This is a genomic window from Endozoicomonas sp. PH6C, from assembly GCF_059322965.1.
Genome location: NZ_CP185342.1, coordinates 20,854 through 47,447 on the forward strand (window position 1 = coordinate 20,854; position 26,594 = coordinate 47,447).

Consider the following 26,594-nt stretch of genomic DNA (forward strand, 5'->3'; position numbering starts at 1 on the left):
TCCGACTTCCTGGTGGTCGGTGACCGCACTCAGAAATGGTCGGTGATCTGGAACACATGGGGGCGGATTAGCCTTCAGAACACATAAAGAATCTTGTCAGCTTCCACCACAACGGGCTTGCTTGGGTCTTTCGTGATCTCACCTTTGATAATGGTAGGGGAGCCGAAGAGCAGACCCTTTTTGGGTATGTCGTCATTCTTGATATGAATCTGTATTTCTCCGGTTTTATCCCGAAACAGGTAAATCGAACATTTTAGCTTCTTGATGATTTGGCCGGAAAGTCTCACCAGTTCCTCATCATCGCCGCTCTCAACCACCTGATCGATGCTCTGCTTTTTATAATGATGAGCTTCTGCGGTAGCGGACGGTGATGGCAGAGGCAAGTCGTTTTCTGAAAAGGCGGGCAAGGACAACAGGCAGAGGCCGCTGAAAATGAGTCCTTTCATAAGAATTATCCTTTGATCGTCTATTGTTCAGAATAGCTCAGTTGAATGGCTATCTATACCTGTCGCCCTTGAAGATACGGGGAGATCTCAAAGAAAAGTCCAGTCACTGAATGCAGCAGCCTGACCCCGGTATTCACCTTCCTCATCGTAGAGATTCCAGACCAGCGCCTGCTCAATCAGAAACCGTCGTCCGGTAATGGAAACCCGGATACCTGAATAGTTTTTGATGTAGCCGCGTTCACTGACTTCTTTGAGCAATCTGGCCCGCTCTTCCCTGTTGGGCTGCCCTGCAGAGTGCCTGGAGGGCATTTGAGTCAGGATGTTCCAGTCCATTTCAAAGAGAGACTGGGCACTCAGGTTGCCATAACAGAAAATCGGATCACTTTGTGTGCCATGAGACAACAACACTGACGAGTGTTCATACAGCTTTAAACCCAGTTCGGGGTCTTTCAGAGGCAGTCCGAAAAGCAACTGACCCGTCAGGGTAAAGTAACTGCTGGCCATCAGCAGGCCTTGTTGCTGAAGAAAAGGATCGTGCGGTGATATCATGTTTTGCCTTGTTGCGACAGTGAATAGCAGGAAAGTAAAATGAAAAAAAGCCTAAACGCTCATGGCTTAGTCGTAAAGAACTGATAAAAGATGAAATCGGATAATGAAGTACCCTGCACCTTTGAGACCCGGCAGTCGAATCGCAATCACAGCATTTTCTTCGGGTGTTTCAGAACCCTGTCACCCTCGTCTTGATCGATGCCTTGATGATCTGCGCGCTCAGGGCTTCATTGTGGTTGAAGGTCAGTGTCTCAGGTCGAACCAGCATTATGTCAGTGCGCCACTGAAGAAAAGGGCAAGGGAACTAACTGATTTTCTGCTGGACGACGCTATTGATGCAGTTATGCCGCCCTGGGGAGGAGAGATTGCCATGGATCTGCTTTCAGTGCTGGACTTTGACCAGATAGCCAAAGCAAAACCCAAATGGCTGGTGGGCTTCTCTGATATTAGTACGCTGACGTCTGTAATCACCAGTCAATGCGGTTGGGCGACGGCTCATTGTACTAATCTGATGCAACTCCATCGTTCGCAGCAGGAGCCTTTAACGACCAACACTCTGGCTTATCTGGGAACTACTGAAGCATTCACTCAATATTCATCAGAAAAGTATCAAATCTGGGGAGCATCCTACGCTGAAAACCCCAATGCATTATTCAACCTGACTGAGTCCACGTGCTGGAAATCTATGGGCAGGAACCAGCAGGTTGTAGAGTTTTCCGGTCGTTTGTTGGGAGGCTGTCTGGATACCCTGTGTCATCTTTTAGGGTCAAACTATCTGGATTTAAAAGCTTTCCAGCAGAGATACCCTGAGGACGGAATTATACTGTTTCTGGAGAATGCAGAGTTTTCTCCCACTGCTCTGATCAGAGCGTTGTTGGGTCTGAAGTACAGAGGTATCTTTAACCTTGTGAATGGGCTGTTGATGGGTCGAAATCCATCTGATGAGCAGCGTGGTCAATCCCTGACTTATCATCAGGCATTAAGTTATGCCTTGGATGGTCTTGAGATACCTATTATCTACGATGTTGATATCGGGCATCTGCCACCTAATCTGACCCTGATTAATGGGGCCCTGGCAGAAGTCAGTCTTATTGATGGCAGAGGCAGGGTTCAACAGAAGTTGGTCTGAAGCAGAAAGGCTTTTTGTATTAATTCAGGGGCACAAAATATCCAACGTGGGGAAGTAGGTTGAGAAACGCCCTTTATCTCTTGTGATCAATCGTCCTTTTTCAACGGCTGCCTGTGCACCAATAAAAAAATCAGACAATACGCCATTTTTCTTACCGCCCCTGCGACGATATTCAAGGTGCTTTTTTGATGCCAGAAATAAAGTTCTATGGCATGGAGCCCTGAGAGTAAGATTAAGATCCTTAAGTAAAGACAAAGCCTCTTCAACTGTACGTAAAGGCGCACATATTTCAGAAAAGGCTATTGGGGATATAGATAGCTCCGCGTATTGTTCCAGTGCTGATACAGCCCACTCGTAGTGAGGTGCTTTTGTATCAAGCACATCTATAACGACGCATGAGTCTAAATAGACTACCGACATATCAGATATCCGACCGGCTATCGTCTATAAGTTGATTGAATTCTTCCCGGCTCATATCCATTGAATATTTATTGTGTAAATTACGAATATCCACTTTCTGGTTTTTGGCGGGTGTCAGAATGATTTCTCCATGATCATTGAGATTAACGCTTATTTCAGTTTCCTGATTAATGCCCAGCTTGGCTCGAATATCTGCGGGAATGGTAACCTGACCATGCTGATTAGTTCGTACGATCCTCATAATTTTGTACCTATTAGAATCTATTGAAATATATTAGATCACTTTTACAGTGTGTGACAGTCTTTGAAAGTCGATGTCTCTGATTTGAAAGCGGACATTGTGGAAATCAAAGACACCTTAAAGATCATCCTGTCCAGATTACCCAGAAACTAATACTCTACGTAATAATAAAATGCAGTGGATTGTCCGTCGTCAACCAGTGATTTTAAAGGTCAGCCGATGCCTGTGAACAGGCGGTCTATGGCAGAAATAATATTACTACGCTGTTCCTGCATACTGGCCACTTTTTTGCCGATGAAGTGATTGGGAATAGCTGCCAGCTGCGGAATAACCAGCATCCATTCTTCATCGTCCACAACAGTTTGGGGGCATACCTGCAATGCTTTTTTGTAACGGTTACTGCGGCTTAGAGGGGCAACAACCGATTGGTCGTCGAACTGAATTAAACTCGACTGAAGCACTACAATGTAAGGGTACTTGTCTGCATTATCGGCGGTGTTCAAACACACATCGAACTGTGACATTTAGAAAGTCCTCATGCCATCACTGAACAAACCATCTTCTTTAATGACTTGTTCAATTTCTTCCATAGCTTCCTTATAGAGCTTCTTCAAACGCTCTTCTTCCAGACTCTTGACTTCTGCCATTACGCCTTGCTCCGCTGCGGATGATATATTGATTTTCAACTCACGAGCCTGCTCCAACAGCTCGTCATCAATGGTCACTGTGGTTTTACTTTTGCTCATACTAATACCTACTTATTCAGTGTTTTGGTTAGTATAGCAGGTATATATCAGAACTGTTTCCCCATACTTCCCAACCGCTTCAGCAGACAGCTTACTCATTTGCCGGTTCAGCCGGTCAATCTTTTGCCGTTTCACCTTAGCACTCATAATGCGGTTGTCCATGACCTTGCGTTCAGCACGAGAGGATGTTTCTTTTCCGGACGAAACCAGGTGTTGGGTGGGTTGAGTTCATGAATAGTCTGAAATGTTAGCAATACTATCCTCCATGTTAGTTTTTTTCTGGAACATTTAAGAGGACATGTCATCTGACTCTATATGTTGTATTGATGAACCCTTCAAACTCGGAGATAACTATGGCACCAATCGAGATCAAATCGACTCAACCGACTCAACAGAGTCAACCGGCTTCACAACAAACGGTAAGACACATATACCGACTTGAAAGCAAAAAACCGCAATGTTACATGGCAGCCTTTGGCTTCACTGTTGGTGCCTTTTTGGGGCGCCCTTGTGATGGTTGCATTCTTGGCTTAATAGCTGGCTGTCTTTTCAAACACTCCTTAACATCCTTCAACATTTATGAACGAGATGTTGAGGTGCAAAATATCGAAGCGAAAGATATTGAAGTGAAAGTTATTGGCGCGGATAAGATTGCCAGAGATTGAGACTGTAGAGAACTTTTGCATGAAGTTCAGCGAGTTATATGCCAGTTTGAGCGAGTTGGGGGCGTAGCAGGTAAGCTCGCTGCCAAACCATGGTAGCACCGGCAGAGATTAGTTTGACTGATAAGGCTCAACACCGTTGCCCAGGTAGCGATTATTTTCTTCACGTATTCTGGCTGCCGCATCATCGTAAAGAAATGGCAGGGTGACATAGCGGGTGCCACTGGTTACCGGTGTTGCTGCATGCATAAGAGAACAGGAAAAGACAATGGCGCCACCTGTGGGGGGCTTATAGCGACGGTTGCCGTATTCTGGAAACCACAATTCTCCCCCTTCGTATTCGTCACTATTCAGGTTGATGCTGATAGCGAATCGCCGGTGTGCGGTGCCCTTCGTAGTGTTATCCCGGTGTTCTTTGAAGAAGCCCGCATTGCTGCTGTCGTAGCAGGCAACAATATAGCGCTCAATGCGTGTGGCCTGAAACTGAAAAGCTTTGGCTATTTCGGGAGTGAGGCGGGTTCTTATTCGATGTTTTAACGCCGCCTGCAAGTTTTTATCGTCAATACTGAGGTCGGTTCGACGTTTGACATGGTTATCCTGAAGTTCCAGTGTCTTGCCGCCAACGGTTCGCATAAAGCCCGAAGGCTCCGGCTGCCCTTTCTGATAATAACGAACAAGGGTTTCGCAAAAGTCGCTTTCCAGCACCCTGGGCACCAGCAAAACCGGAGCCCAGGGTTCTATATCTGGAGATGAGTGATACACAGGGTCAGGCAGCTTCTGCATAGTTGTTATAAAAATATCAGGCTCTTCAAGGTTGCCTTTGGCATAGACACGAAGCGTTGGGTCCAGAATTAACCAATAAGGATAGAAAATTTCTTGCTGTTCTGAGCGTTTGTCCATGGCTCCATATTGCCTGCAAACAGTTCCTCCTTCATCGTAAAAAATACGTTGATTTGGGAATGCTTTCAGTGCCTGGGGGTTGTGCAGGTCTCTTTGATTCAGGGTGACTGCGAAACGGACGCTTTTGTCGTCACGAGTCATTAAGTTTGATTGAATGACTGCTTCCAGAAACTTGATGACCGGTTTTGCGGAGCAGTCTCCGAGAAAGACCAGTCCGACAAAACGTCCGCCGAGACTGGAAAAAGCAAATTGAGGGTTGTTGGTTGTGTGAGCGTGGAACCAGGGGGCAGGTTCTCCCCATGAAGGTGATTTATTGTTCATTTATATATGCGTTCTAATTTATTGAGAATTTTTTTATTTCAAACCTCATTAATTATCGACCAGTTTCTGTTAAAAAATACTTTGCACAGCTTTTTGAGGACTTAACATGGATGAACTGGGGCTTGTGCCACAAGGGCTCGAATTTAATGGCAATTCTGGTGTCCCAGCGAGTTGCCTTAAATTGCCATGAGAGCTCAACCGATTGATATCAATGGGTTAAAACTGTCCGAAGCATTGTTGCTGACGAGGCAAAAAATTAAAATACAAAACCTTCATCCTCCCAAACTTCTGCTACTATCACTGGGTCAATATTGATCAAAAAAACGAGCGCTTTATCAGGTTTCAGTGGCGGGTGTTTCAACCCCGAAAAACAGGGTGTGACTGTAATGTCGTCAGGAAAGTTAGCGAGTATTTTCGCAATTTTGTGCTCAGTAGTAACGGCAGTTTATGGTTCTGATCCGGAAAAGAAAACTGCAGTAGTCAATGCGGGCAGTACCGGTTCAAGACTCTATATCTATGAACATTCCTCAGACCCTGCCAACGGAATTCCTGTTATCAAGAAAAAAACGTCAAGCAAAATAAAAGGAGGCGTTCACGAGGAAAGTGTAGATAGTGTGAATGGCTATCTTGATCGGCTATTCGCTTCAGTCAGCAAAGAAAATATTAATAGTATTTACTTTTATTCAACCGCCGGAATGCGGGTAATCAGACCTCAGAAAAGAGCAGCTCTGAATGATAAAATTGAAAAATGGTTAAAAGAAAACTTTCTTTCAGCCACTATTGAAGTGGCGACAATAACAGGCAGAAAAGAGGGGCTCTATGCCTGGCTGGCGCTGAATTATGACAACCCGCGCATAAAATTACAGGGAGACACAGTAGGTGTTCTTGACCTGGGCGGTGCTTCTACACAGATTGCTTATGAGGTAGATAAGGATGAGGATTTCACCGTTAAGATAAACGACAATACTTACAAGCTTAAGTCAGAAAGTTTTTTGGGTTTAGGGCTGGATCAGGCAATAAGCCAATATTTAAACCGGGCGTCATGTTTCCCTATAGGCTATCCTTTGCCAGATGGCAGAAACGGAACTGGTGATTTTATTACCTGCACTGCGAAAGTTAAGCCGTTGATTACAAGAGTACAAGAAATCAACAACTATATTGGATTTCACCCTCCCCGAAATACGCACAGTTTTCTCGCTACTGCAGGATTTTACTATACCGCAGAAGAGTTAGGTATTAGTAAGGATTTTTCCATTGCCAGTCTGGATGAGAAGGGTAAGACGTTTTGCGATAGTGCCTGGAATGACCTGAAGAGTGGAAAAACTCCTTATCCGGTCAATCCTTTCCTATGGCATTATTGTTTCGATGCAGCCTATGAGAAGGACTTGTTAACATTTGGGTATAGGTTAAACACCAGAAATACCCCTATTAAAATGGCTTCCAGTATTGGCTATAAATCTGACTGGACCATAGGCGTTTTGTTTAACTCTTTTATCACCTCGGTTAATAAAAAGGAACGACAGTATCATACTGAATTCTTCAAATCAGAGAATTGCATGCACAATAGTGCAGCTTCTTCCATGTCGTTTTTTTAGGCCACTGCACCTGCTCTTAAATGGCAACATCAGAGAGTCAATGATTCGGACGATTTTTACTCAGTGGTGCCTGGGGATTGGTGATCAGGGCGCTTTCAGGCAGCTCGGAGAGACGGCAGATTTGCGATGACATCCGAACCCTTGTCACAAGCATCGGCACATCAATGTTAAGTACCTAACCAGTTGGTTTCGCATATTCTGGACGGCGGCTTTTTCCATCCTTCTGCGTTCCAGCTCTGGTTGCGTAGCTCTGGCTACGCACCCGTCGTTGCACCTTGAAGGATGAAAAAACCCACTCGCCAGAATATGCAAAACCAACTGGCCAGGTACTTAAGTCGTCAAAAAAACTGTTCAAAGTATTGGTTAAATAGACTGTCTTTTATTTTTTGAATTAATAAAGTTAGCTATCTATACCTACTTAATAGGGGTTGTATTTTAGATAGATCGCTTGTTTGTTTGTGACGATAAATATTTATCAAGATTTATAATTTTTAACATCATTACACAAGGGTGCAATCATGGCTGATGATAGCAGTGCCAGTAGTGAGCAGCAGTCGCAGACCTCTAGTGATTCCGAATTAAATTCAGACGTCGGCACAAATCTTGAAAAAGTTCGATTTGAAAAACCATCAAAATCAGTCGTCAAATCAGTGTCAGCTGATACCCAGTATCTCTTAGACTTTAATTCCGACGACGTAAAACTGGAAGTCAGGGGGCCTGACTTTGTCCTTGTCTTCCCAGATGGTGTTGAAATCACCTTGTTACTTGCGGGGGTGATGGCTGCAACAGAGCAAACACTTCAATTTAAATTCGCCGATGGCTCAGTTATCAGTGGTGATGAATTCATTTCCAAATCCAGTTTTGTTGAATCGGAAGATGTACCTGTTTCTACTCTGAAGGGGCAGGAGAGTGAATCTGAAGGGGAAGAAACGCCATCAGGCAAGGAAACGGAAGAAACATCATACAGTGAAACGACTGATTCAAAGACTCAATCAAAAGCCAGCAAGGAAATAAAAAAGAATGATGAGGCGTTTAAGAAAAAACCTGTAGAAGAGGTAGAACCCCGGGATGATGATTTTACCGACACGGCGCAGGCAACCAGCACCAGTTCGTCTTCTTCGCCTCCGGTTGAAGAAGTTACTCCAACAGAAACTGCTTCAACAACGGAAGGTACCAGTAATCTTACATTCTCGGTTTCGGTGACCAATGTCGGTTCAAGTTCTGCAGGTCAGCTCATTATTGGTGGTGGCGGCAACAACTCTTCGACCAGCCAAAGCGATCCTGAGCAGCATCTTGAGGTTGAGCGCTTTGGTAGCAGCCTGGACGGAGACTCTGATGTTCAGCTCAATTACAACAGTGGCCTGGAAATTTACGGTGAAGATCCCTTACTTTTTACTGACTCATTAAACAGTAAGAATCTGGTTCTGCAGAATGATGCAAATATTAATGATATTGCAGCTATTTATGTTGAAAATATGCCCGATGGCTGGGGAGTTGCCGGTGGCGCGACTGAGGGTGACGGAAGCTGGCTGCTGCCGAGTCTGACCAATTTTATTCTGACCTACCCTACTGAAACTGACAGTCAGGTGGTGGATCTTTCCTTTAAACTGGTTCTCAAAGACGGTTCAGAAAATGAATACGTCATCCCTGTTATCCGCCGAGATGCCTCCGATCCGGGTGAACTCACTCTTTCCTCATCGGAACTTTCCCCCCTGGTACTGGATACCAGCCCAACCAGCGACAATATAACAACAGGCGACAATGACGACATCATTCACGCAGGCGTTGGTGATGACATTGTTGATGCGGCAGGTGGTGATGATTTTGTTTCCGGCGGTATGGGTGATGATCAGCTCGATGGCGGGGCGGGTTCTGACACTATTCAGTTCAGCTATGAATATGGCGCCAATACGATAGGGCCTGAAAGCGGTGTCAAAATAGACCTGGGCTCCGGGTCGGTGACTGATGACGGCTATGGCACTTCTGATGCCATTAGTAATTTTGAGAATGCCATCGGCACAATCCATGACGATACCATCACCGGTAGCGAATACATTGACGCCGACAACAATGGTGATAATACGCTTAGCGGCCTTGCCGGCGATGATGTTATTAGCGGTTTGAGTGGCGATGACTTTCTGATAGGTGGTGTCGGCACAGATACTCTCTTCGGCGGTGCCGGAAGTGACGTACTGGACGGTGGGGCTGATGATGACAATCTATCGGGCGGTGCGGGTACCGATATCCTGAAAGGTGGCGTCGGCGCAGACAGCCTGGATGGTGGCGCAGGTTCGGATACGGTGGATTACAGTGATGAAACCGGTTCTGTCACGGTTGATCTGGCAGGGTCGACCGCCACCGACGGCAATGGTGATACAGACACCCTGACCAATATTGAGAACATTACCGGTAGTTCCGGGGATGACCAGATTTTTGGTGATTTTGGGGCAAACGTTCTCAACGGAATGGATGGCAACGACACTGTCTCTGGTGGTGACGGAATGGACACCATTAATGGCGGTAGCGGTAACGACTACATAAACGGTAATCAGGGTGACGACCTTATTGATGGCGGTGCCAATGATGACACCATCCATGGTGGTTTTGGTAACGATACCCTCAATGGTGGTGAAGGCATTGATACGCTGGATATGGTGGGGACGGTAACCAGCCTTTTCGATACACCGGATGATATCACGATTGACCTGAGTACCTCACCGGATGGAACCGGTTCCGTTACGGTCAACAAGAGTTATGGGAGTGGCCTGTTCACTGGTGTTGATACCATCACCGGGTTTGAGAACATCACCACGGACCATGGTAATGACACTCTCACGGGGAATGATCTCGATAATGTGCTGAGCAGTGGTCGCGGCATTGACAGGCTTGATGGAGGGAATGGTCGGGATACCCTTCAGGGCGGTGCTGATGATGACACGCTAATCGGGGGCGCCGGTAATGACATTCTTGAAGGCGGTGACGGGAACGATGTCCTGGATGGTGGTTCCGGAAACGATGATCTTCGAGGTGGTGATGGCGTTGATACGGTCAGTTTTGCTGCTCTTTCCAGTGCCGTCAGTGTTGACCTCGGCGATGGCCGCATTTCCGATGATGGCCTGGGTGGCACAGATACCATTCAATCTATTGAAAATATTGAAGGTACCAATCTGACGGGGCAGGGCGACACACTGCTCGGTGATACCGGGGATAATGAAATATTCGGTCTGGACGGGGATGATACCCTGGGAGGTGGTGGAGGTACCAACAGGCTGGATGGTGGTGCCGGGAGTGATACTGTCAGTTATGGCAACGAGACCAGCGGCGTTACCGTAGACCTGGATGACACCCTGAACCCCGTTGTAACAGCGTCGGGACAGGACACGTTGATTTCCATTGAGAACCTTTCCGGTGGTTCCGGAAACGATTTTTTGAAAGGAACTTCAACTGAAAATACCCTCAGTGGCGGCAGTGGGGACGATACGCTGATGGGCCGGGGTGGTAATGATACGCTGGATGGTGGTCTTAATGACCAGACGGGTGACTGGGTCGATTACAGTGAAGCTTCGTCAGCGGTGACAGTGAACCTTTCCGGCACAGATCACACGGCTTCATACGGCATTGGCGCCAATGCTGCTATCGACGGTGACGGCGGAACCGATGCCCTGAAAAACATTGAAAATGTCACAGGCTCTGCAGGAAATGATGTTCTGATCGGCGATGAGCTGAATAACCACCTTCAGGGTGGCGACGGTAACGATACCTTCGTGGGCGGAAATGGCAGTGATATCTTCGATGGTGGCAGTGGTTCGGAGAGCGATACGGCTGACTATACGACAGTCACCGGAAATATTGTTGTTGACCTGGAAAATGATACGGCCAGCAATGATGGTTTCAATAACACTGATACCCTGACCAGTATTGAGAATGTGCTGGGAGGCTCTGGTGACGATGTTATTAGCGCCGGTACGAGTAATGAAAGTAATGTGCTCCGGGGCAATGCTGGCGAGGATCAACTTTCTGGCGGTGCAGGCACAGATATACTCGACGGCGGTGATGGTGATGACAGACTGATTGGTGGCTCCGGAGCAGATCAGCTGATCGGTGGGGATGGCAATGAAACCCATGGCGATACGGTTGACTACAGTGCCGCTGCCATTGGCCTTCAGGTTGATCTGGCCAGCGGGGTCGTGGCTGATGATGGTACTGGCAGCCAGGACACTATTTCAGGCATAGAAAATGTCATAGGTGGTTCCGGTGATGACCAGCTAACCGGCAACAGTGATACTAATACGCTGACTGGCAATGCCGGTGATGATGTCCTCAATGGCGGCGGGGGCGAAGACACCCTGCTGGGAGGGGATGGTGACGACCGGCTGACCGGCGGCAGTGGCAATGACACTCTCAATGGTGGCATCCAGACAGCCAATGGTGATACAGCCGATTACAGTGCTGACTCAACCGATCTGAATGCGGATCTGGATACCGGTATTGCCAGCAGCACGCTCAGTGGTAGTGACACATTGGTTGGTATTGAAAATATCACTGGCGGCAGCGGTGATGACCGCCTGCTGGGGGACAGTTCCGATAACCAGCTGTCTGGCGGTGCCGGGGACGATGTGCTCACTGGCAGGGGAGGCAGCAACACACTGGATGGTGGCACCGGGAGTGATACCGCTGACTATTCTGCAAGCACCGGTATTGTTACTGTTGCTCTGGATGGCTCATTAACCAATACCAACGGCATTGATGCTGGCACCGATACCCTGATTGATATTGAGAATGTTACTGGCGGCAGCAACAACGACAGGCTGGTGGGCAGTAGCGATAACAACCTGCTTAGCGGCAATGCCGGTGACGACCTGCTCCGTGGTGGTGCCGGTAATGACACTTTCTATGGAGAGACAGAAGCTGCGGGAGTTAATCCTGGCAGTCAGGACACAGATACCGTCAGCTATTCACTGGCAGCGGCAGGGGTCAGTGTTGATCTCGCTGCCAATTCAGCCAGCGATGATGGCGACGGTGGCAGCGATCAGTTGTATGGCATTGAGAATATAACGGGCAGTAATGCTCAGGATAATATCAGTGGTGATGCCGGGGACAATGAGCTTAAAGGTGAAGGAGGCGATGATATCCTTGCCGGTGGTGGCGGTGATGACGTTCTTGATGGCGGCAGTGGAACGGCTGACCAAGCGAATTACAGCAATGCAGCCAATAGCATCAGTGTAGATCTGGCTGCTGGCCAGGCTCTGGATGATGGGGATAGCGGTACCGATACCCTGATCGCCATCGAAAATGTCACTGGCAGTGATCACAATGACGATATCCGGGGCTCTTCAGATGCCAATACCCTGAGCGGGGGGGATGGTGACGACCTGCTCTTCGGTGGTGCCGGTAATGACGTTCTTGATGGAGAAAGCGGCGCTGATACCGTGACCTATGACGACTACGGTCGTTCGGTTATCGCAACGCTTGCAGATGCTGGTGATGGCCAGGCAACGGATGCCGGTGGAACGGAAACCGATACCCTCCGCAACATCGAAAACATAACAGGTAGCAGCAGTTATGGCGATACGCTGACCGGTAACAGCAGTGACAATGTTCTGTCCGGCAATGGTGGCGATGACATTCTCAGTGGCGGTGCAGGTGCCGACACGCTAAAGGGCGATGACGGCAATGACACGCTTTCTGGTGGTATCGGGGCGGATAATTTCGATGGTGGTGCGGACGTGGATACGGTCACTTATGCCGGAGTCTCCGTTGGCGTCACCGCTAACCTTCGGACTGGCCTCGGTAACGACGGTAGCGGTGGTAGTGAAACCTACAGCAATATCGAGAACCTGATCGGGGGCAGCAGTGACGATACCCTGACCGGAACTGACAGCTCCTCCCAGGGCAACGAACTCTCTGGCGGAGCCGGTGACGACGCTCTGACTGGCGGTGCGGGTAACGACATTCTGGATGGTGGCAGTCATGGTGTAGCCGGCGACACGGTTGTCTTCAGTGATGGCAGTAGTGGTGTCACGGCCAGTCTGGTTGATGGCCAGGCCACTGATAGCGAGGGCGGCCAGGACGTTCTGCAGAACATTGAAAATTTAACCGGTACCAGCAGCGATGACAGTCTGACCGGTGACGCATTAGACAACGTGCTTAGTGGTAATGCCGGTACAGATACATTGCTCGGTAATGGCGGTGATGACACCCTCAATGGTGGTAATGACAACGATATCCTGGTGGGTGGGGCCGGTGCAGATACCCTCAATGGCGGAGCGGGCAGTGACACGGCGGATTACAGTGACAACACCAGCATTGTTACGGTTGACCTGTCACAGGCGAGTAACAAGGTGACTGAAGGCGGGTTCATTACCGATATCCTGAACGACATCGAAAATGTTACCGGCGGCTCCAACAATGACACCCTGAGAGGTGATGATGATGCCAATGTCTTGACCGGCGGGGACGGTGACGACCTGCTGGTGGGTGGCCGTGATGACGATGAGCTGGTCGGCGGTGATGGTATTGACACGGTGGACTACGGTACCAGTAATCAGGCTGTCACCGTGAACCTGAACCTTGGCACTGCGTCTGATGGCTTTGGTTCCTCGGATACATTGAGTGGCATTGAAAAAGTTATTGGCAGCGACCATGACGATAGCCTGACCGGAAATAACGATGATAATGAGCTGTCTGGTGGTCTGGGCAGTGACAGCCTCGTGGGTGGGGGCGGCAATGATATCTTCCGTGGCGGCAGTGATGGTGCCAGTGAGAACACTGTTGATTATACCGATGCGGCAGCCGCTGTAACCGCGAGCCTGACGGACGGTACAGCGACAGACGATGGTGATGGTGGCCAGGATACCTTCCACGATATCGATAATATTCGGGGTAGCAGCCACGACGATGTGATCATCGGCGACGCTAACGTCAATGATCTTTATGGGGGAGCAGGGGATGACACCCTGACAGGACGGGCAGGCAATGACCGTCTGGAAGGTGGGGACAACACGGCGGTGGGCGATACCGCCGACTACTCTCTGGCGGCCAGTGCAGTCACTGTCGATTTGTCTATCGGCAAGGCGACGGATGACGGTGATGGTGGTGGTCAGGATGACCTGATCGGGATAGAGAATGTTACCGGCAGCGACGGTAATGATGTGCTGACAGGTGACACGGCTGCCAACAGGCTGCAGGGTGGCGACGGTGACGACAGTCTGAAAGGCGGACAGGGTGATGATTCCCTTGAGGGCGGTGACGGCTCCGATACGCTGGTAGGAGGAGAGGGAGTTGACACCATCGACGGTGGCACGGGTGTGGACACGCTCAGTTACGCTTCTGATCAGGACACCAACAGCGACGGTATGGGTGTGGTAGTCGATCTCTCTGCTGACCAAGCCACCGATGGCAGTGGTGCTACTGATAGCGTCACTAATATTGAAAATGTCACCGGCAGTGACTTTAAGGACACCCTGACCGGTGATGCCAATGCTAATACCCTGGCTGGCGGCCTTGGCGATGATACTCTGGCCGGTGGTGCCGGAGCAGATACACTGGATGGCGGAACTGAGGGTAGCGACGGCGATACAGCGGATTACACCGATGCATTGGGGGTTGTTACAGCAGACCTGTCAGGCGCAAACGATACGGCCATTGTTGATGGCGATGCCACTGATACCCTGATCAGTATTGAAAATATCACCGGCAGCCAGTTTGCCGACACGCTGACCGGTGATAACAATGCTAATACCCTGCTGGGCAATGGTGGTGATGACACCCTGATGGGGGGGCAGGGTGAGGACATACTGGCCGGTGGTGCCGACAACGACACACTGGACGGGGGATTGGATGCTGACACCCTCAGGGGAGAAGCGGGCGAGGATACCCTGGTCGGTGGTGAGGGTGACGATATCCTGGAAGGCGGTGACGATGCAGACCGCCTTGAAGGCGGCACAGGTGCCGACCAGTTGCGAGGCGGCGCTGGCATTGATACCGCCGTATACAGCAATGATGCCAGCGGTATTACTGTGAACCTTGCTGATGCCGCGCCCAATGCCACCGACGGTTCAGGAGCTACGGATACCCTGGACAGCATCGAGAATATTGTCGGCAGTGCCAGTGCTGACAGCATTACCGGTGACAGCCAGGTCAACCTGCTTCAGGGGGGCAGTGGTGACGATACGCTGCGTGGTGGCGATGGCGACGATACCCTTCAGGGGGAAAATGATGCCGACACGCTCTATGGTGATGCGGGCGATGACACTCTGGAAGGCGGTGGTGGCGACGATACCCTTGATGGCGGCCTCGGCAGTGACAGCCTCGACGGCGGTAGTGGTAATGACACTGTTGATTACAGTCTGATGTCCGCCAGTGTGGTGGCGGATATTTCCGGTAGTGTTGATACGGTCACCATTGGCAGCGACACCGATACCCTGACCAGCATTGAGAATATTAACGGCAGTGATCACCACGATACGCTGACGGGTGACGGCGGTGTCAATATCCTGCAGGGCAATGATGGTAACGATACCCTGAGCGGCAATGACGGTGCCGACCAGCTATTCGGTAACGAGGGTGATGACACCCTGCGAGGCGGCAGTGGCAGTGATACTCTCAATGGCGGTGCTAACGGGGAAACCAACGGTGATACGGTTGACTACAGCAGTCATAGTCGTGCAGTAACGGTTGATCTTGACAGCGGTACTGCCACCGATGGAACTGCCGATACTGACACCCTTGTCGATATTGAAAACATCACAGGCAGCGGGCTGGGTGATACCCTGACCGGCGATATTCACGACAACCTCATAGCAGGCAGCGGTGGTAACGATACCATCGACGGCAATAGCGGTGATGACCACCTTCAGGGGGGCAGTGGCAATGACGTTCTCATTGGTGGCCTCGGCAGCGATACCCTTGATGGTGGCACCGAAACGGACACGGTGGACTACAGCGCGGCTATTGGTTCGGTCAATGCCAACCTGTCTTCCGGCACTCCTCAGGCGTCGGTGAGTGGCGATGCCACGGACACACTGATCAGCATTGAAAATCTGCGTGGCAGTAATCAGGCCGATACCTTAACCGGCGATAACAACGCCAATGATCTTCATGGCGGTCAGGACAACGATACCCTGACTGGCAACGGTGGCGTTGATCGGCTCTATGGTGAAAGTGGTGATGACACCTTGGTCGGTGGCGATGGTGCGGATACTCTCGATGGTGGCAGTGGTGGTGAATCGGCAGGGGATACGGCAGATTACAGCGCCCGAAATACGGCGGTGACCATCAATCTTCAGAACCAGTCCCTGAACGATGACGGTAGTGGTGCTCAGGACACTCTGGTGGATATAGAGAACGTCACCGGTGGCAGTGCCGACGATACGCTCACGGGGGATGCCGCAGACAATGTGCTGACCGGGGGCGGCGGCGATGACATTCTGGTAGGCGGTGGCGGTCAGGATCGGCTGGTAGGCAGCGGCGGTTCTGATGTGGATACGGTGGATTACAGTGGTGCTGCCGGTGCCGTGGTAGCTGACCTGTCCAACTCGCAAGCCAGTGATGATGGTGATGGCAGTTCTGATGATTTGATTGATATTGAGAACCTGATCGGTACTACCAACGGAGACTCCCTGACCGGTGACGCTGAGGCCAACAAGCTTGAAGGGGGTGTCGGTGACGACACGCTGAAGGGCATGGGTGGCAACGATGTTCTGGAAGGGGGGGCGGATAACGACACCCTCAGTGGTGGGGCTGGCACTGACAATCTCATAGGTGGTACAGGTACCGATACGGCAGATTACAGCGATGCCCAGTCCGGAGTGACGGTTGATCTTTCCGCAGCCTCGAACCAGACTTCTGACGACGGTGATTCCTCCAGCGATACCCTGGACAGCATTGAGAATGTTACAGGCAGCCTGAATAACGACACACTGACGGGAGATAACCAGAATAATACTCTGAGCGGGCTGGATGGCAGCGACATCCTGTCTGGCGGAGGCGGGGCGGATACTCTCGAAGGCGGCGATAACGACGATACCCTGCGTGGTGATAGCGGTAACGACGCGCTGAAAGGGGGCAACGGGAGCGATACCGCTGATTACAGCGGAGTCACCGGCAGCGTCACTGCCAGTCTGTTAAATAAGCAGGTCTCCGGCGATGGCGATGGTGGTCAGGATACTCTGGACAGTATTGAGAACCTTATTGGTGGTACGCTCGGCGATACCCTGGCGGGTGATAACCAGAATAATCGGCTGGAAGGTCGTGAAGGAAGCGATGTTCTCAAGGGCGGCCTTGGTGATGATGTATTGATTGGTGGCGACGATGCTGGTACGACTGACCGGGCGGATTACGATGATGCCTCGGCTGGTGTCACCGTTAACCTGACCACAGGCGTTGCATCGGGCGCCAATGGTAATGACACTCTGAATGGCATTGAGGACATCAAGGGCAGCAACCACGATGACACTCTGACCGGAGACAGTGCAGCCAATGTGATAGAGGGGCTGGACGGCATCGACATCCTCTATGGTGAAGGTGCAGACGATACGCTCTATGGTGGTAACCAGAACGACACTATTTTCGGCGGTGACGGCAGCGACACCATTCGTGGCGAGGATGACAATGACACGATCAGCGGGGGTGCCGGAAACGATGATCTGGATGGTGGCGATGATTTTGACACTCTGGATTACACTGACCACACCAATAACCTGATCGTAGACCTGAACAACTCCACGGTTAACGCCGACTCCAACAATACCGATACCATCAGCAATTTTGAAGCGGTCATTACTGGCAGCGGTGACGATACACTGACCGGGACAGCGGATGCCAATACCCTCAGGGGGAATGTCGGCAATGATACTTTGACCGGTGGCGATGGTGCCGATTCTCTCGAAGGCGGAACCGGCAATGACGTGTTTATTGAGGGGGGTGGCAGCGACATTATCGATGGCGGCGATGATATTGATACTGTGGATTACAGCCAGCTGGGTTCACAGTCAGTTCAGGCAACACTGGTTCTGGGAGGTGACGGCTCGGCTGTGTCGGGATCTGACACCGATACGCTTCGTAATATTGAGAACATCATTGGTTCTGACGCGGCGGATACCCTGACAGGGAGTAGCGCAGATAACCAGCTATCCGGTGGTTTGGGGAACGATACGCTGACCGGTGCTGCAGGCGATGACACACTTGATGGCGGTGATGATACCGACACCGTTGATTATTCCTCAAATACCAATGCCCAGGCCGTTGTTATTGATCTGGCCAACCAGGCTATTAACGATGATGGTCTGGGAGGCAGTGATACCCTGAGCAATATCGAGATTATCCAGCTTGGTGCAGGGAATGATCTCGCTACAGGCGATAGTGATAACAATGAATTTTACGGCAATGACGGTACCGATACCCTCAGTGGGGCCGATGGTGATGACCAGCTCTACGGTGGTAATCAGGATGACATCCTGCAGGGTGGTGCAGGAACCGACTTACTGGATGGCGGTTTGGGTACTGACACAGTGGATTACACCGATGCCACCGCAGCCGTTGAAGTGGACCTCTCCGCAAACCGAGCCAAAGAGCAGGGTATCCTCACAGACACGTTTAATGATATCGAAAATATCTTGTCCGGTGATCACAATGACACTCTTATCGGCGATGGCGACGTCAACCGCATAGAAGGTGGAGCGGGTGATGACAGTATTACCGGCAATGCCGGTAATGACCAGCTGTTTGGTGATGACGGCGCAGATACCTTCTACGAAGGTGCAGGCAGCGATACCATCGATGGTGGCTTGGGTATTGATACGGTGGATTACAGCTCGGTATCAGGTGTTGAGCTGACGGTTGATCTTGATGGTGGCTCAGGTTCGGGGTCTGCCGTATTCAGTGGCGGCAATTCAGATGTTGATACCCTGGTTGATATTGAAAATATCGTCGGAACTGACAATAACGATACCATTACCGGAAGCAGCGAAGTTAATGAACTGGATGGTGGCGATGGTGATGACTGGCTGGTGGGTGAAGCTGGCAATGATAACCTCAGAGGCGGTGGTGGCGCGGATACCGCCGACTACAGCTACCAGACCAATAACGTCCTGATTAATCTGGCAGACGATACCAATAATAATGATGGTCATGGTGATCGGGACAGTCTTGTTGATGTTGAGAATATTGTCAGTGGCTCCGGTAACGACACTCTGACCGGTGATTCTGCCAACAATACGCTTGATGGCGGGGCAGGCGATGATACTCTGTCTGGCGGCTCTGGCAACGACACCCTTACCGGTAATCTTGGCAGTGACACGGCGGATTATCAGGACGCTGTATCCAGCCTGACGATTGATCTTTCTGCTGGCGCTCCGATCAATGATACTCTGGGTGGTCAGGATACTCTCCAGTCCATTGAAAACCTGATGGGCGGTGACCATGCCGATTCGCTGACCGGCGACAGCATCAGTAATGTTCTCTGGGGGGGAGATGATAACGACACCCTGAATGGACTGGGAGGCGCCGATACTCTGGAAGGGCAGGAGGGTAATGATACCCTCGATGGGGGAGATCTTGACGACACCCTCAGAGGCGGTAATGGCGACGATACGCTGATCGGTGGTTCAGGTAATGACAATCTGCAGGGTGATGCCGGGACTGATACCGCAGATTACAGTGCTCAGACTCAGTCTGTCACCATCAACCTTCTCGATCAGTCACAAAACAACGATGGCCAAAGTGGCCAGGATACCCTCTCCGATATTGAAAACCTTTCTGGCGGCAGTAACGACGACACGCTGACCGGCGATAATGCCGACAATACGATTCGTGGCAATGCCGGTAACGATACCCTCAGTGGCAGTGGCGGTGCTGATCAGCTCATAGGTGATGCGGGTGATGATACCCTGCGAGGCGGTGCTGGCAACGACACCCTTGATGGTGGTCAGGGTGCCGGAGATACGGCAGATTACACAGGGCATGGCAGTGCTGTCACGGTAACACTGACCAGTGGCGGTGCCGGCAGCGGTACAGCCACTGATGCCGCCACCAGTGACATCGATACTCTGGCGGGTATCGAAAACCTCACCGGCAGCAGTAATGATGACACGTTAACCGGTAATGACCTTGCCAACACTCTTCATGGCGGTGACGGTGCGGATACCCTGATCGGTGGAGACGGCGCAGATACCCTGCGTGGCGGCGATGAGACAACCGATAACAGCCTGAATGATACTGCCGATTACAGCGGCGCCTCCGGAGCCCTGACCATTGACCTGGCCAATGAAGAAGCCACCGATGATGGCTACGGCAACCGTGATGCAGTGATCGATATCGAAAGAGTGGTTGGCACTGCTTATGATGATTCGATTCGGGGGGATGCTGAAAGTAACCAACTCACCGGCGGTAACGGCAACGATACGTTTTATGGTGCTGGAGGGGTTGATACGTTTATCGGCGACGCTGGCACTGATACTGCCGATTACAGCGATGCCGGTAGTGCTGTCAATGTGAACCTGCTTAATGGAGTAGCTACTGACGATGGTGATGGTGCCAATGACGTACTCACAGGCATTGAGAATGTTATTGGCTCTGCCAACGCTGACACCATAGAGGGTGATACTCAGGCGAACCAACTGGAAGGTGGCGATGGCGCCGATACTCTGACCGGTGGTGATGGCGATGACGTGTTGCTGGGTCAGGACGGTGACGACATTCTTGAAGGGGGCCTTGGTGCTGACACACTTGATGGTGGGCTGGGTAATGACCGGGTGGATTACAGCGCCTTCGCCGGAGCACTGACTATTGACCGCTCAGGAGGCGGAAATAGTTTTCAGGTCGATCTCGGTGGTGGCAATGTTGATACCCTGACCAGCATTGAAGACCTGGTGCTGGGTGCGGGTGATGACCATATCATTGGTGATAGTGGAGACAACCGTTATGACGGTGGAATAGGTAATGACAAACTGGAAGGCAGGGGTGGAAACGATACCCTCAACGGCGATGAAGGCGATGACACCATCAGCGGAGGCAGTGGCAGTGACACTCTCGATGGCGGTGAAAGCGCCAGCGATAACGATACCCTGGATTATTCTGACAATACCACAGGCCTGACGGTTGACCTGGGTTCGTCTTCGGTGGTGGACGGGGCCGATACTGACACCATTGCCAATTTTGAATCTGTGCTGGGTGGTTCCGGTGATGACATCCTGACAGGTACCGCAGAAGTCAATATTCTGGATGGTCAGGACGGTGATGACATTCTTTATGGCAAGGCCGGTGCCGATACCCTGAGGGGCGGAAACCACAGCAGTAACGGTGATACCGCTGATTACAGTACCCATGGCAGCGCAGTCATGGCTACGCTGACTGCCAACGGTAACGGAACAGCTAACGATGGTACCGATACCGACAATCTGGAAGGTATAGAGAACATCAGCGGTAGTGCTTATGGCGATACCCTGACCGGTGATAACAATGCCAATACCCTCAATGGTAATGCTGGTATTGATACCATTAATGCCGGTGGTGCAGCAGATACAGTCAATGGTGGTGATGGTGCGGACATAATTGATGGTGGTGCCGGTGCGGACACACTTCATGGGGACGCTGATGGTGACACTGTCAGTGGTGGCGATGACAACGATACCCTCTTCGGCGATGCTGGCAATGACACTCTGAATGGCGATGCCGGGGATGACACTCTTTATGGTGGAACCGGTGACGATACCTTGGATGGAGGCAGTCATTCCAGCAATGGTGATACCGCCGATTACAGCGGCAAGTCGGCAATCACTGTTGATATGAACCTGGGCAGTAACCAGGTCAGTAATGACGGTGAAGGTGGTCAGGACACGCTGCTTAATATTGAAACTATTATCGGTACTTCCAACAACGACAGCATGACCGGCAATGCTGACAGCCACCGGTTTGAAGGGGGCAGCGGCGATGACAGCCTCTCAGGTGGCGGTGGCGATGATGAGCTGGTTGGCGGTGATGGCAACGATACCATTGACGGTGATGCGGATAACGATGATATCGAGGGTAATGCCGATAACGACATCCTGACAGGGGGTCAGGGTGAAGATTTCCTCAAGGGTGGCACAGGTCAGGATACTCTTTCAGGTGGAACCGAGAATGACACGCTCTGGGGTGAAGACGGTGATGACACTCTTGATGGGGGCGGCGGTGATGACTCCATCAACGGTGGGGCAGGAACCGATACCCTGTTATTAACCGGGGCAACACAAGCGGTCAATATTGATCTTCAGGCCGGTACGGCAACCAACGATGGCTATGGTACCAGCGACTCCAGTATTACCAATATTGAGAATGTTACGCTTGGCGCTAACGGTGGCGTCGTCACGGGTAGTGCCGATGATAATGTGCTGACCGGAAGCACTGGAGTCGATCAGTTTCATGGCGGTAGCGGCAATGACAGGCTGGAGGGCCATGACAACGATGACCTGCTGTACGGGGATGCCGGTCAGGACACGCTGTATGGTGGTGCCGGAGCAGATACCCTTGAAGGGGGTACGGAAAATGACACCCTCTATGGCGAGGCAGACAATGATACGTTGCGTGGCGATGCCGGTCAGGATCAGCTCTTTGGCGGTGTCGGCAATGATACCCTGGAGGGGGGGAATGACGACGATACCCTCGAAGGTGGCGCCGATGACGATACCCTCCACGGTGGTGACAACAATGACACGCTGCGTGGAGAGGCCGGTGCCGATCAGCTCAACGGTGACGCTGGTGATGATGTGCTTGAAGGAGGGGATGGCATTGATACCCTTAACGGCGGTGATAATGACGATACCCTGCGAGGAGGAGCGGGAGGCGACACGCTGAACGGGGATTCCGGTGATGACACCCTGGTTGGCGGAGCTGGTAATGACAGTCTCGACGGTGGTGTCGGCACAGCGGACTGGGCCGATTACAGCGACGCTATCGGTGATGTTACCGCTGATCTCAGCGACCTGGTTGGCACCAATGCCGAAGATGGCCAGGGTTTCAGCGATACTCTCGTAAATATTGAAAATATCCGTGGTGGTGCCCATTCTGACGACCTGACAGGGGACGCCAACGCCAATCACCTGGTGGGTAATGGCGATAATGATACCTTGTCCGGTGGTGATGGTGCGGATCATCTGGAAGGCGGTGACGGCAATGATTATCTGACGGGCGGTGCCGGTGCCGATACGCTGGATGGCGGTGAAGAGGTCGGAGACAATGATACCGTTGACTATGCCAGTGAAAGCTCGGCAGTCACCGTAGATCTGTCCAGTGTTTTACAGACGGCAACCGTCAGCGCGGTGACAGACACCCTGTCCGGTATTGAAAGTGTGGTCGGAGGCAGTGGTGACGACATTCTCACCGGTAACGGCGACACCAATGTATTGCAAGGCAATGCGGGTCAGGACACGATTGAGGGTGGTGCCGGTGATGATACGCTGCAAGGTGGTGCTGATAATGACACCATCAATGGTGGTCTGGGCGATGACACTATTGACGGTGGCAGTGGTAATAATGACCTGCTTGACCTGAGCATGGCAACCCACACCATTAGCCTTAACCTAGGTAATGGAAGCGCCACTCAGGATGGTTATGGCTCATCCGATAGTAGTATCACCGGGATTGAAGACGTTACCGGAGGTGGTCAGGCCGATGATATTACCGGTAATGCTTTGGCCAATATTCTGCGTGGAGGGGGGGATGCTGATCTTCTGAAAGGTGGTTTTGGCAACGATACTCTCTATGGTGACAGTGGTGCAGACACGCTGCAAGGCAACGCCGGTGACGATGACATATATGGGGGTACCGGTAATGATACGGTCAGCTACGCTGACGGTGGTGCGGTTAATGTCAATCTGAGCACTGGCATAGCCACCGGCAATGGCACCGATAATCTTTACGAGATCGAAAATATTACCGGCAGTTTCTCCGACGATACGCTGACAGGTGACAGTGGCGATAATACCCTCGATGGCAGCTCGGGAGACGACATACTGATCGGTGGTGCTGGTAATGATGTGCTGGAGGGAGGAACTCACAGCAGTCTGGGTGATACGGTTGATTACAGTGGCGCTACCAGCGGCGTGACCGCTAATCTGACCAGTGAGACAGGCAGTAGCGTTGATCAGGGCACCGATACCTTGAAGAATATTGAAAATATTATTGGCAGTAGTCAAAACGACGCACTGACCGGCAGCAGTGTCAGCAATTCGATCAATGCGGGTACCGGCGCAGACACCATTTATGGCGGTGATGGTAACGATACTCTTGATGGTGGTGGCGACAGTGACACGGTGGATTACAACACATCCCATTTCAACAACTCTGGTAGTGGTTTAACCATCACCCTCAACGGTTCTGCCAACGGCACTGCTGTTCATGGTAGTGATACTGACACGCTCAAAAATATTGAGAATGCCACTGGCTCCGGTAACGCCGATACCCTGATCGGAGACAGTGGCAATAATACCCTCAATGGTATGGCTGGCGACGATATTCTGGAAGCAGGCACCGGGACAGACACTCTCGATGGTGGCACAGGTTCTGATACTGCGGATTACAGTGGCCATGCTAATTCCGGTATCACGGTTGTGCTCAATGGCAGCGCTAACGGTACCGTCAATGATGGCACTGATACAGACACTCTTCGCAACATCGAAAATATTATTGCCACAGATGGCGCCGATACCATCACGGGTGATGATGAGGACAATACCATTAACGCCGGTGATCAGAATGACACGATCCACTCAAGTAATGGTACCGACATTCTGGATGGTGGCAGCGGCACGGATACTATCAACTACAGTACTAACAGCAGTGGTGTGACCGTCACTCTGGCTGGCGCATCTGATGGCTCAGTAGCCAAGGGTGGTAATACCGATACTGTCCGTAATGTGGAAAATGTCGTTGGTACTGCTTTTATCGATACCATGACCGGTGACAGCAACAGCAATAGTCTCATTGGTGCGGGTGGCAACGACACATTCCATGGCAGCGGTGGCAACGATATTCTGGATGGCGGGACAGATACCGACACTGTGGATTACTCTGCGTACACTGCCACTGTCACTGTCACTCTGGCCGAAACCGGCAACGACGGTACAGCCACCACTTCTGCGGGCACGGACACCCTTCGCGAGATCGAAAATATTATTGGCGGTAGCGGGGACGATTTGCTCATCGGTAACACTGCCAGCAACGACCTTGATGGTGGTGCCGGTGATGACACGCTTCGCGGTGGTGCTGGTGCTGATATGCTTGATGGCGGTGATGACATTGATACTGTTGATTACAGTCAGGATTCAGGAGCAGTTTTTGTTAATTTAACAGGAGGAAATGCCACAGATGGTAGCGGTGGCATCGATACGTTGACAGATATCGAAAACATTACTGGCTCCGACAATGCATTAGGCGACCAGCTGTATGGTGATGCGTCAGCCAACACCATCAACGGGGGAGATGGAGGAGATACTATTTTCGGTGGTGCGGGTGCTGACACCATTAACGGGGGAGACGGCGACGACAACATTAACGGTAATCAGGACGATGATACCATTACGGGTGGCGCTGGCGATGACATCATCCACGGTGGCTTCGGAAACGATAAATTAGATGGCGGAGCTAATACTGCGGCGGGCGATACGCTGGATATGGTGGGTAACGTCACCGGACCTGGTGACACACCGGATGATATTACCGTCGACCTCTCTGCCACTGCAGATGCTGATGGTTACATCACAGTCAACAAAAGTTATGGTGGCGGAGCCTCTACCGGTAATGACAAGGTCAAGGGTTTTGAGAATGTCACTACCGACCACGGCAACGATACCCTGATTGGTGACAGCGCCAACAATATTCTGAACAGTGGTAGCGGTAATGACACACTCCGGGGTGGAAACGGAAGCGATACTCTCATTGCCGGTTCCGGCAACGATATTCTGGAGGGTGGTGCCGGGGCCGACATACTGAACGGCGGGGACGATGAGGATACTGTTGATTACAGCAGTGAATCCAGCGGCGTCACGGTTAACCTGGACACTGGCCTGGCCACCGACGGTGGCGGCAGTAACGACACCCTGACCAGTATCGAGAAGGTGCTGGGCTCCAGCAGTGGGGATAATCTCACCGCCTCCAGCACCATAGCTAACGTACTGGAAGGTAATGCCGGTAACGACACCCTAACGGGCTTTGCTGCTGATCAGCTTATTGGCGGAGCCGGTGACGACACTCTCAATATTGATCTGGCAGCCCTGCAAAACAGCGCCACACAGGTAGATGGTGGAGCTGACAGCGACACGCTCAGTCTTAATAACGGTGGCAGTTGGGACCTGGGTAATTACACCAGCCTTATCGATAATGTTGAAAAAATTGATTTCAACGGAGGAAGTGCCGATACCATCACTATCTCAATGGATGATGTCGGTGCACTTTCCGGAAGTAACAGCCTGACCATTGATGTTGATAGCAGTGATGGTATTACTGTGAATGATTCGACCAGCAGTGATACCAGTGATGCCAGTCAGCACATTTACCATGACAACAGTGGCAATACCATAACAGTCAACTTCCTCTGATGGATTCAGGCCAG

11 protein-coding genes are annotated in these 26,594 nt (G+C 51.2%); 4 read left to right on the forward strand and 7 right to left on the reverse strand.

The window, feature by feature from the left end; genetic code table 11:
- Window positions 1–74: 74 nt before the first annotated feature.
- Together ACOMG9_RS00105 and ACOMG9_RS00110 are read right to left on the reverse strand one after the other, a co-directional pair.
- A complete protein-coding gene (locus ACOMG9_RS00105; protein WP_448215258.1) occupies window positions 75–446 on the reverse strand; it encodes a NirD/YgiW/YdeI family stress tolerance protein in 372 nt (123 codons plus the stop codon).
- Window positions 447–533: 87 nt separating this feature from the next.
- Window positions 534–995, reverse strand: a complete 462-nt coding sequence (locus tag ACOMG9_RS00110) for an MEKHLA domain-containing protein (protein ID WP_494529609.1) — start codon at window positions 993–995, stop codon at window positions 534–536.
- 103 nt (window positions 996–1,098) lie between these two features.
- Here ACOMG9_RS00110 and ACOMG9_RS00115 point away from each other — a divergent pair, with 103 nt between their 5' ends.
- Complete coding sequence (locus ACOMG9_RS00115) at window positions 1,099–2,124, forward strand: S66 family peptidase (RefSeq protein ID WP_494529610.1); 1,026 nt, start codon at window positions 1,099–1,101, stop codon at window positions 2,122–2,124.
- Window positions 2,125–2,148: 24 nt separating this feature from the next.
- On the opposite strand, the gene ACOMG9_RS00120 is transcribed toward ACOMG9_RS00115, so the two are convergent.
- The 4 genes from ACOMG9_RS00120 to ACOMG9_RS00135 all read right to left on the reverse strand — a co-directional run bounded on the left by ACOMG9_RS00120 (window position 2,149) and on the right by ACOMG9_RS00135 (window position 3,531).
- Complete coding sequence (locus ACOMG9_RS00120) at window positions 2,149–2,544, reverse strand: type II toxin-antitoxin system VapC family toxin (RefSeq protein ID WP_494529611.1); 396 nt, start codon at window positions 2,542–2,544, stop codon at window positions 2,149–2,151.
- A 1-nt stretch (window position 2,545) separates the two neighbouring features.
- Window positions 2,546–2,785, reverse strand: coding sequence for an AbrB/MazE/SpoVT family DNA-binding domain-containing protein (locus ACOMG9_RS00125; RefSeq protein ID WP_422136303.1), 240 nt, complete (start codon window positions 2,783–2,785; stop codon window positions 2,546–2,548).
- A gap of 212 nt (window positions 2,786–2,997) precedes the next feature.
- Complete coding sequence (locus tag ACOMG9_RS00130) at window positions 2,998–3,309, reverse strand: CcdB family protein (protein ID WP_317144083.1); 312 nt, start codon at window positions 3,307–3,309, stop codon at window positions 2,998–3,000.
- Complete coding sequence (locus tag ACOMG9_RS00135) at window positions 3,310–3,531, reverse strand: type II toxin-antitoxin system CcdA family antitoxin (protein WP_317144082.1); 222 nt, start codon at window positions 3,529–3,531, stop codon at window positions 3,310–3,312.
- 326 nt (window positions 3,532–3,857) lie between these two features.
- Between ACOMG9_RS00135 and ACOMG9_RS00140 the strand changes: the two genes are divergently transcribed.
- Window positions 3,858–4,196, forward strand: coding sequence for a hypothetical protein (locus tag ACOMG9_RS00140; protein WP_494529612.1), 339 nt, complete (start codon window positions 3,858–3,860; stop codon window positions 4,194–4,196).
- A gap of 108 nt (window positions 4,197–4,304) precedes the next feature.
- On the opposite strand, the gene ACOMG9_RS00145 is transcribed toward ACOMG9_RS00140, so the two are convergent.
- On the reverse strand, window positions 4,305–5,414 hold the full coding sequence (locus ACOMG9_RS00145; RefSeq protein WP_448215261.1) for a 2OG-Fe(II) oxygenase family protein: 1,110 nt from the start codon (window positions 5,412–5,414) through the stop codon (window positions 4,305–4,307).
- 386 nt (window positions 5,415–5,800) lie between these two features.
- Here ACOMG9_RS00145 and ACOMG9_RS00150 point away from each other — a divergent pair, with 386 nt between their 5' ends.
- Together ACOMG9_RS00150 and ACOMG9_RS00155 are read left to right on the forward strand one after the other, a co-directional pair.
- Window positions 5,801–7,009: a hypothetical protein gene (locus tag ACOMG9_RS00150; protein ID WP_448215262.1), complete on the forward strand. Its 1,209-nt coding sequence runs from the start codon at window positions 5,801–5,803 to the stop codon at window positions 7,007–7,009.
- 518 nt (window positions 7,010–7,527) lie between these two features.
- Window positions 7,528–26,580 carry a hypothetical protein gene (locus ACOMG9_RS00155; RefSeq protein WP_494529613.1) on the forward strand — a complete coding sequence of 6,351 codons (19,053 nt, stop codon included), beginning with the start codon at window positions 7,528–7,530 and terminating at the stop codon, window positions 26,578–26,580.
- The last annotated feature ends 14 nt before the right edge of the window (window positions 26,581–26,594 follow it).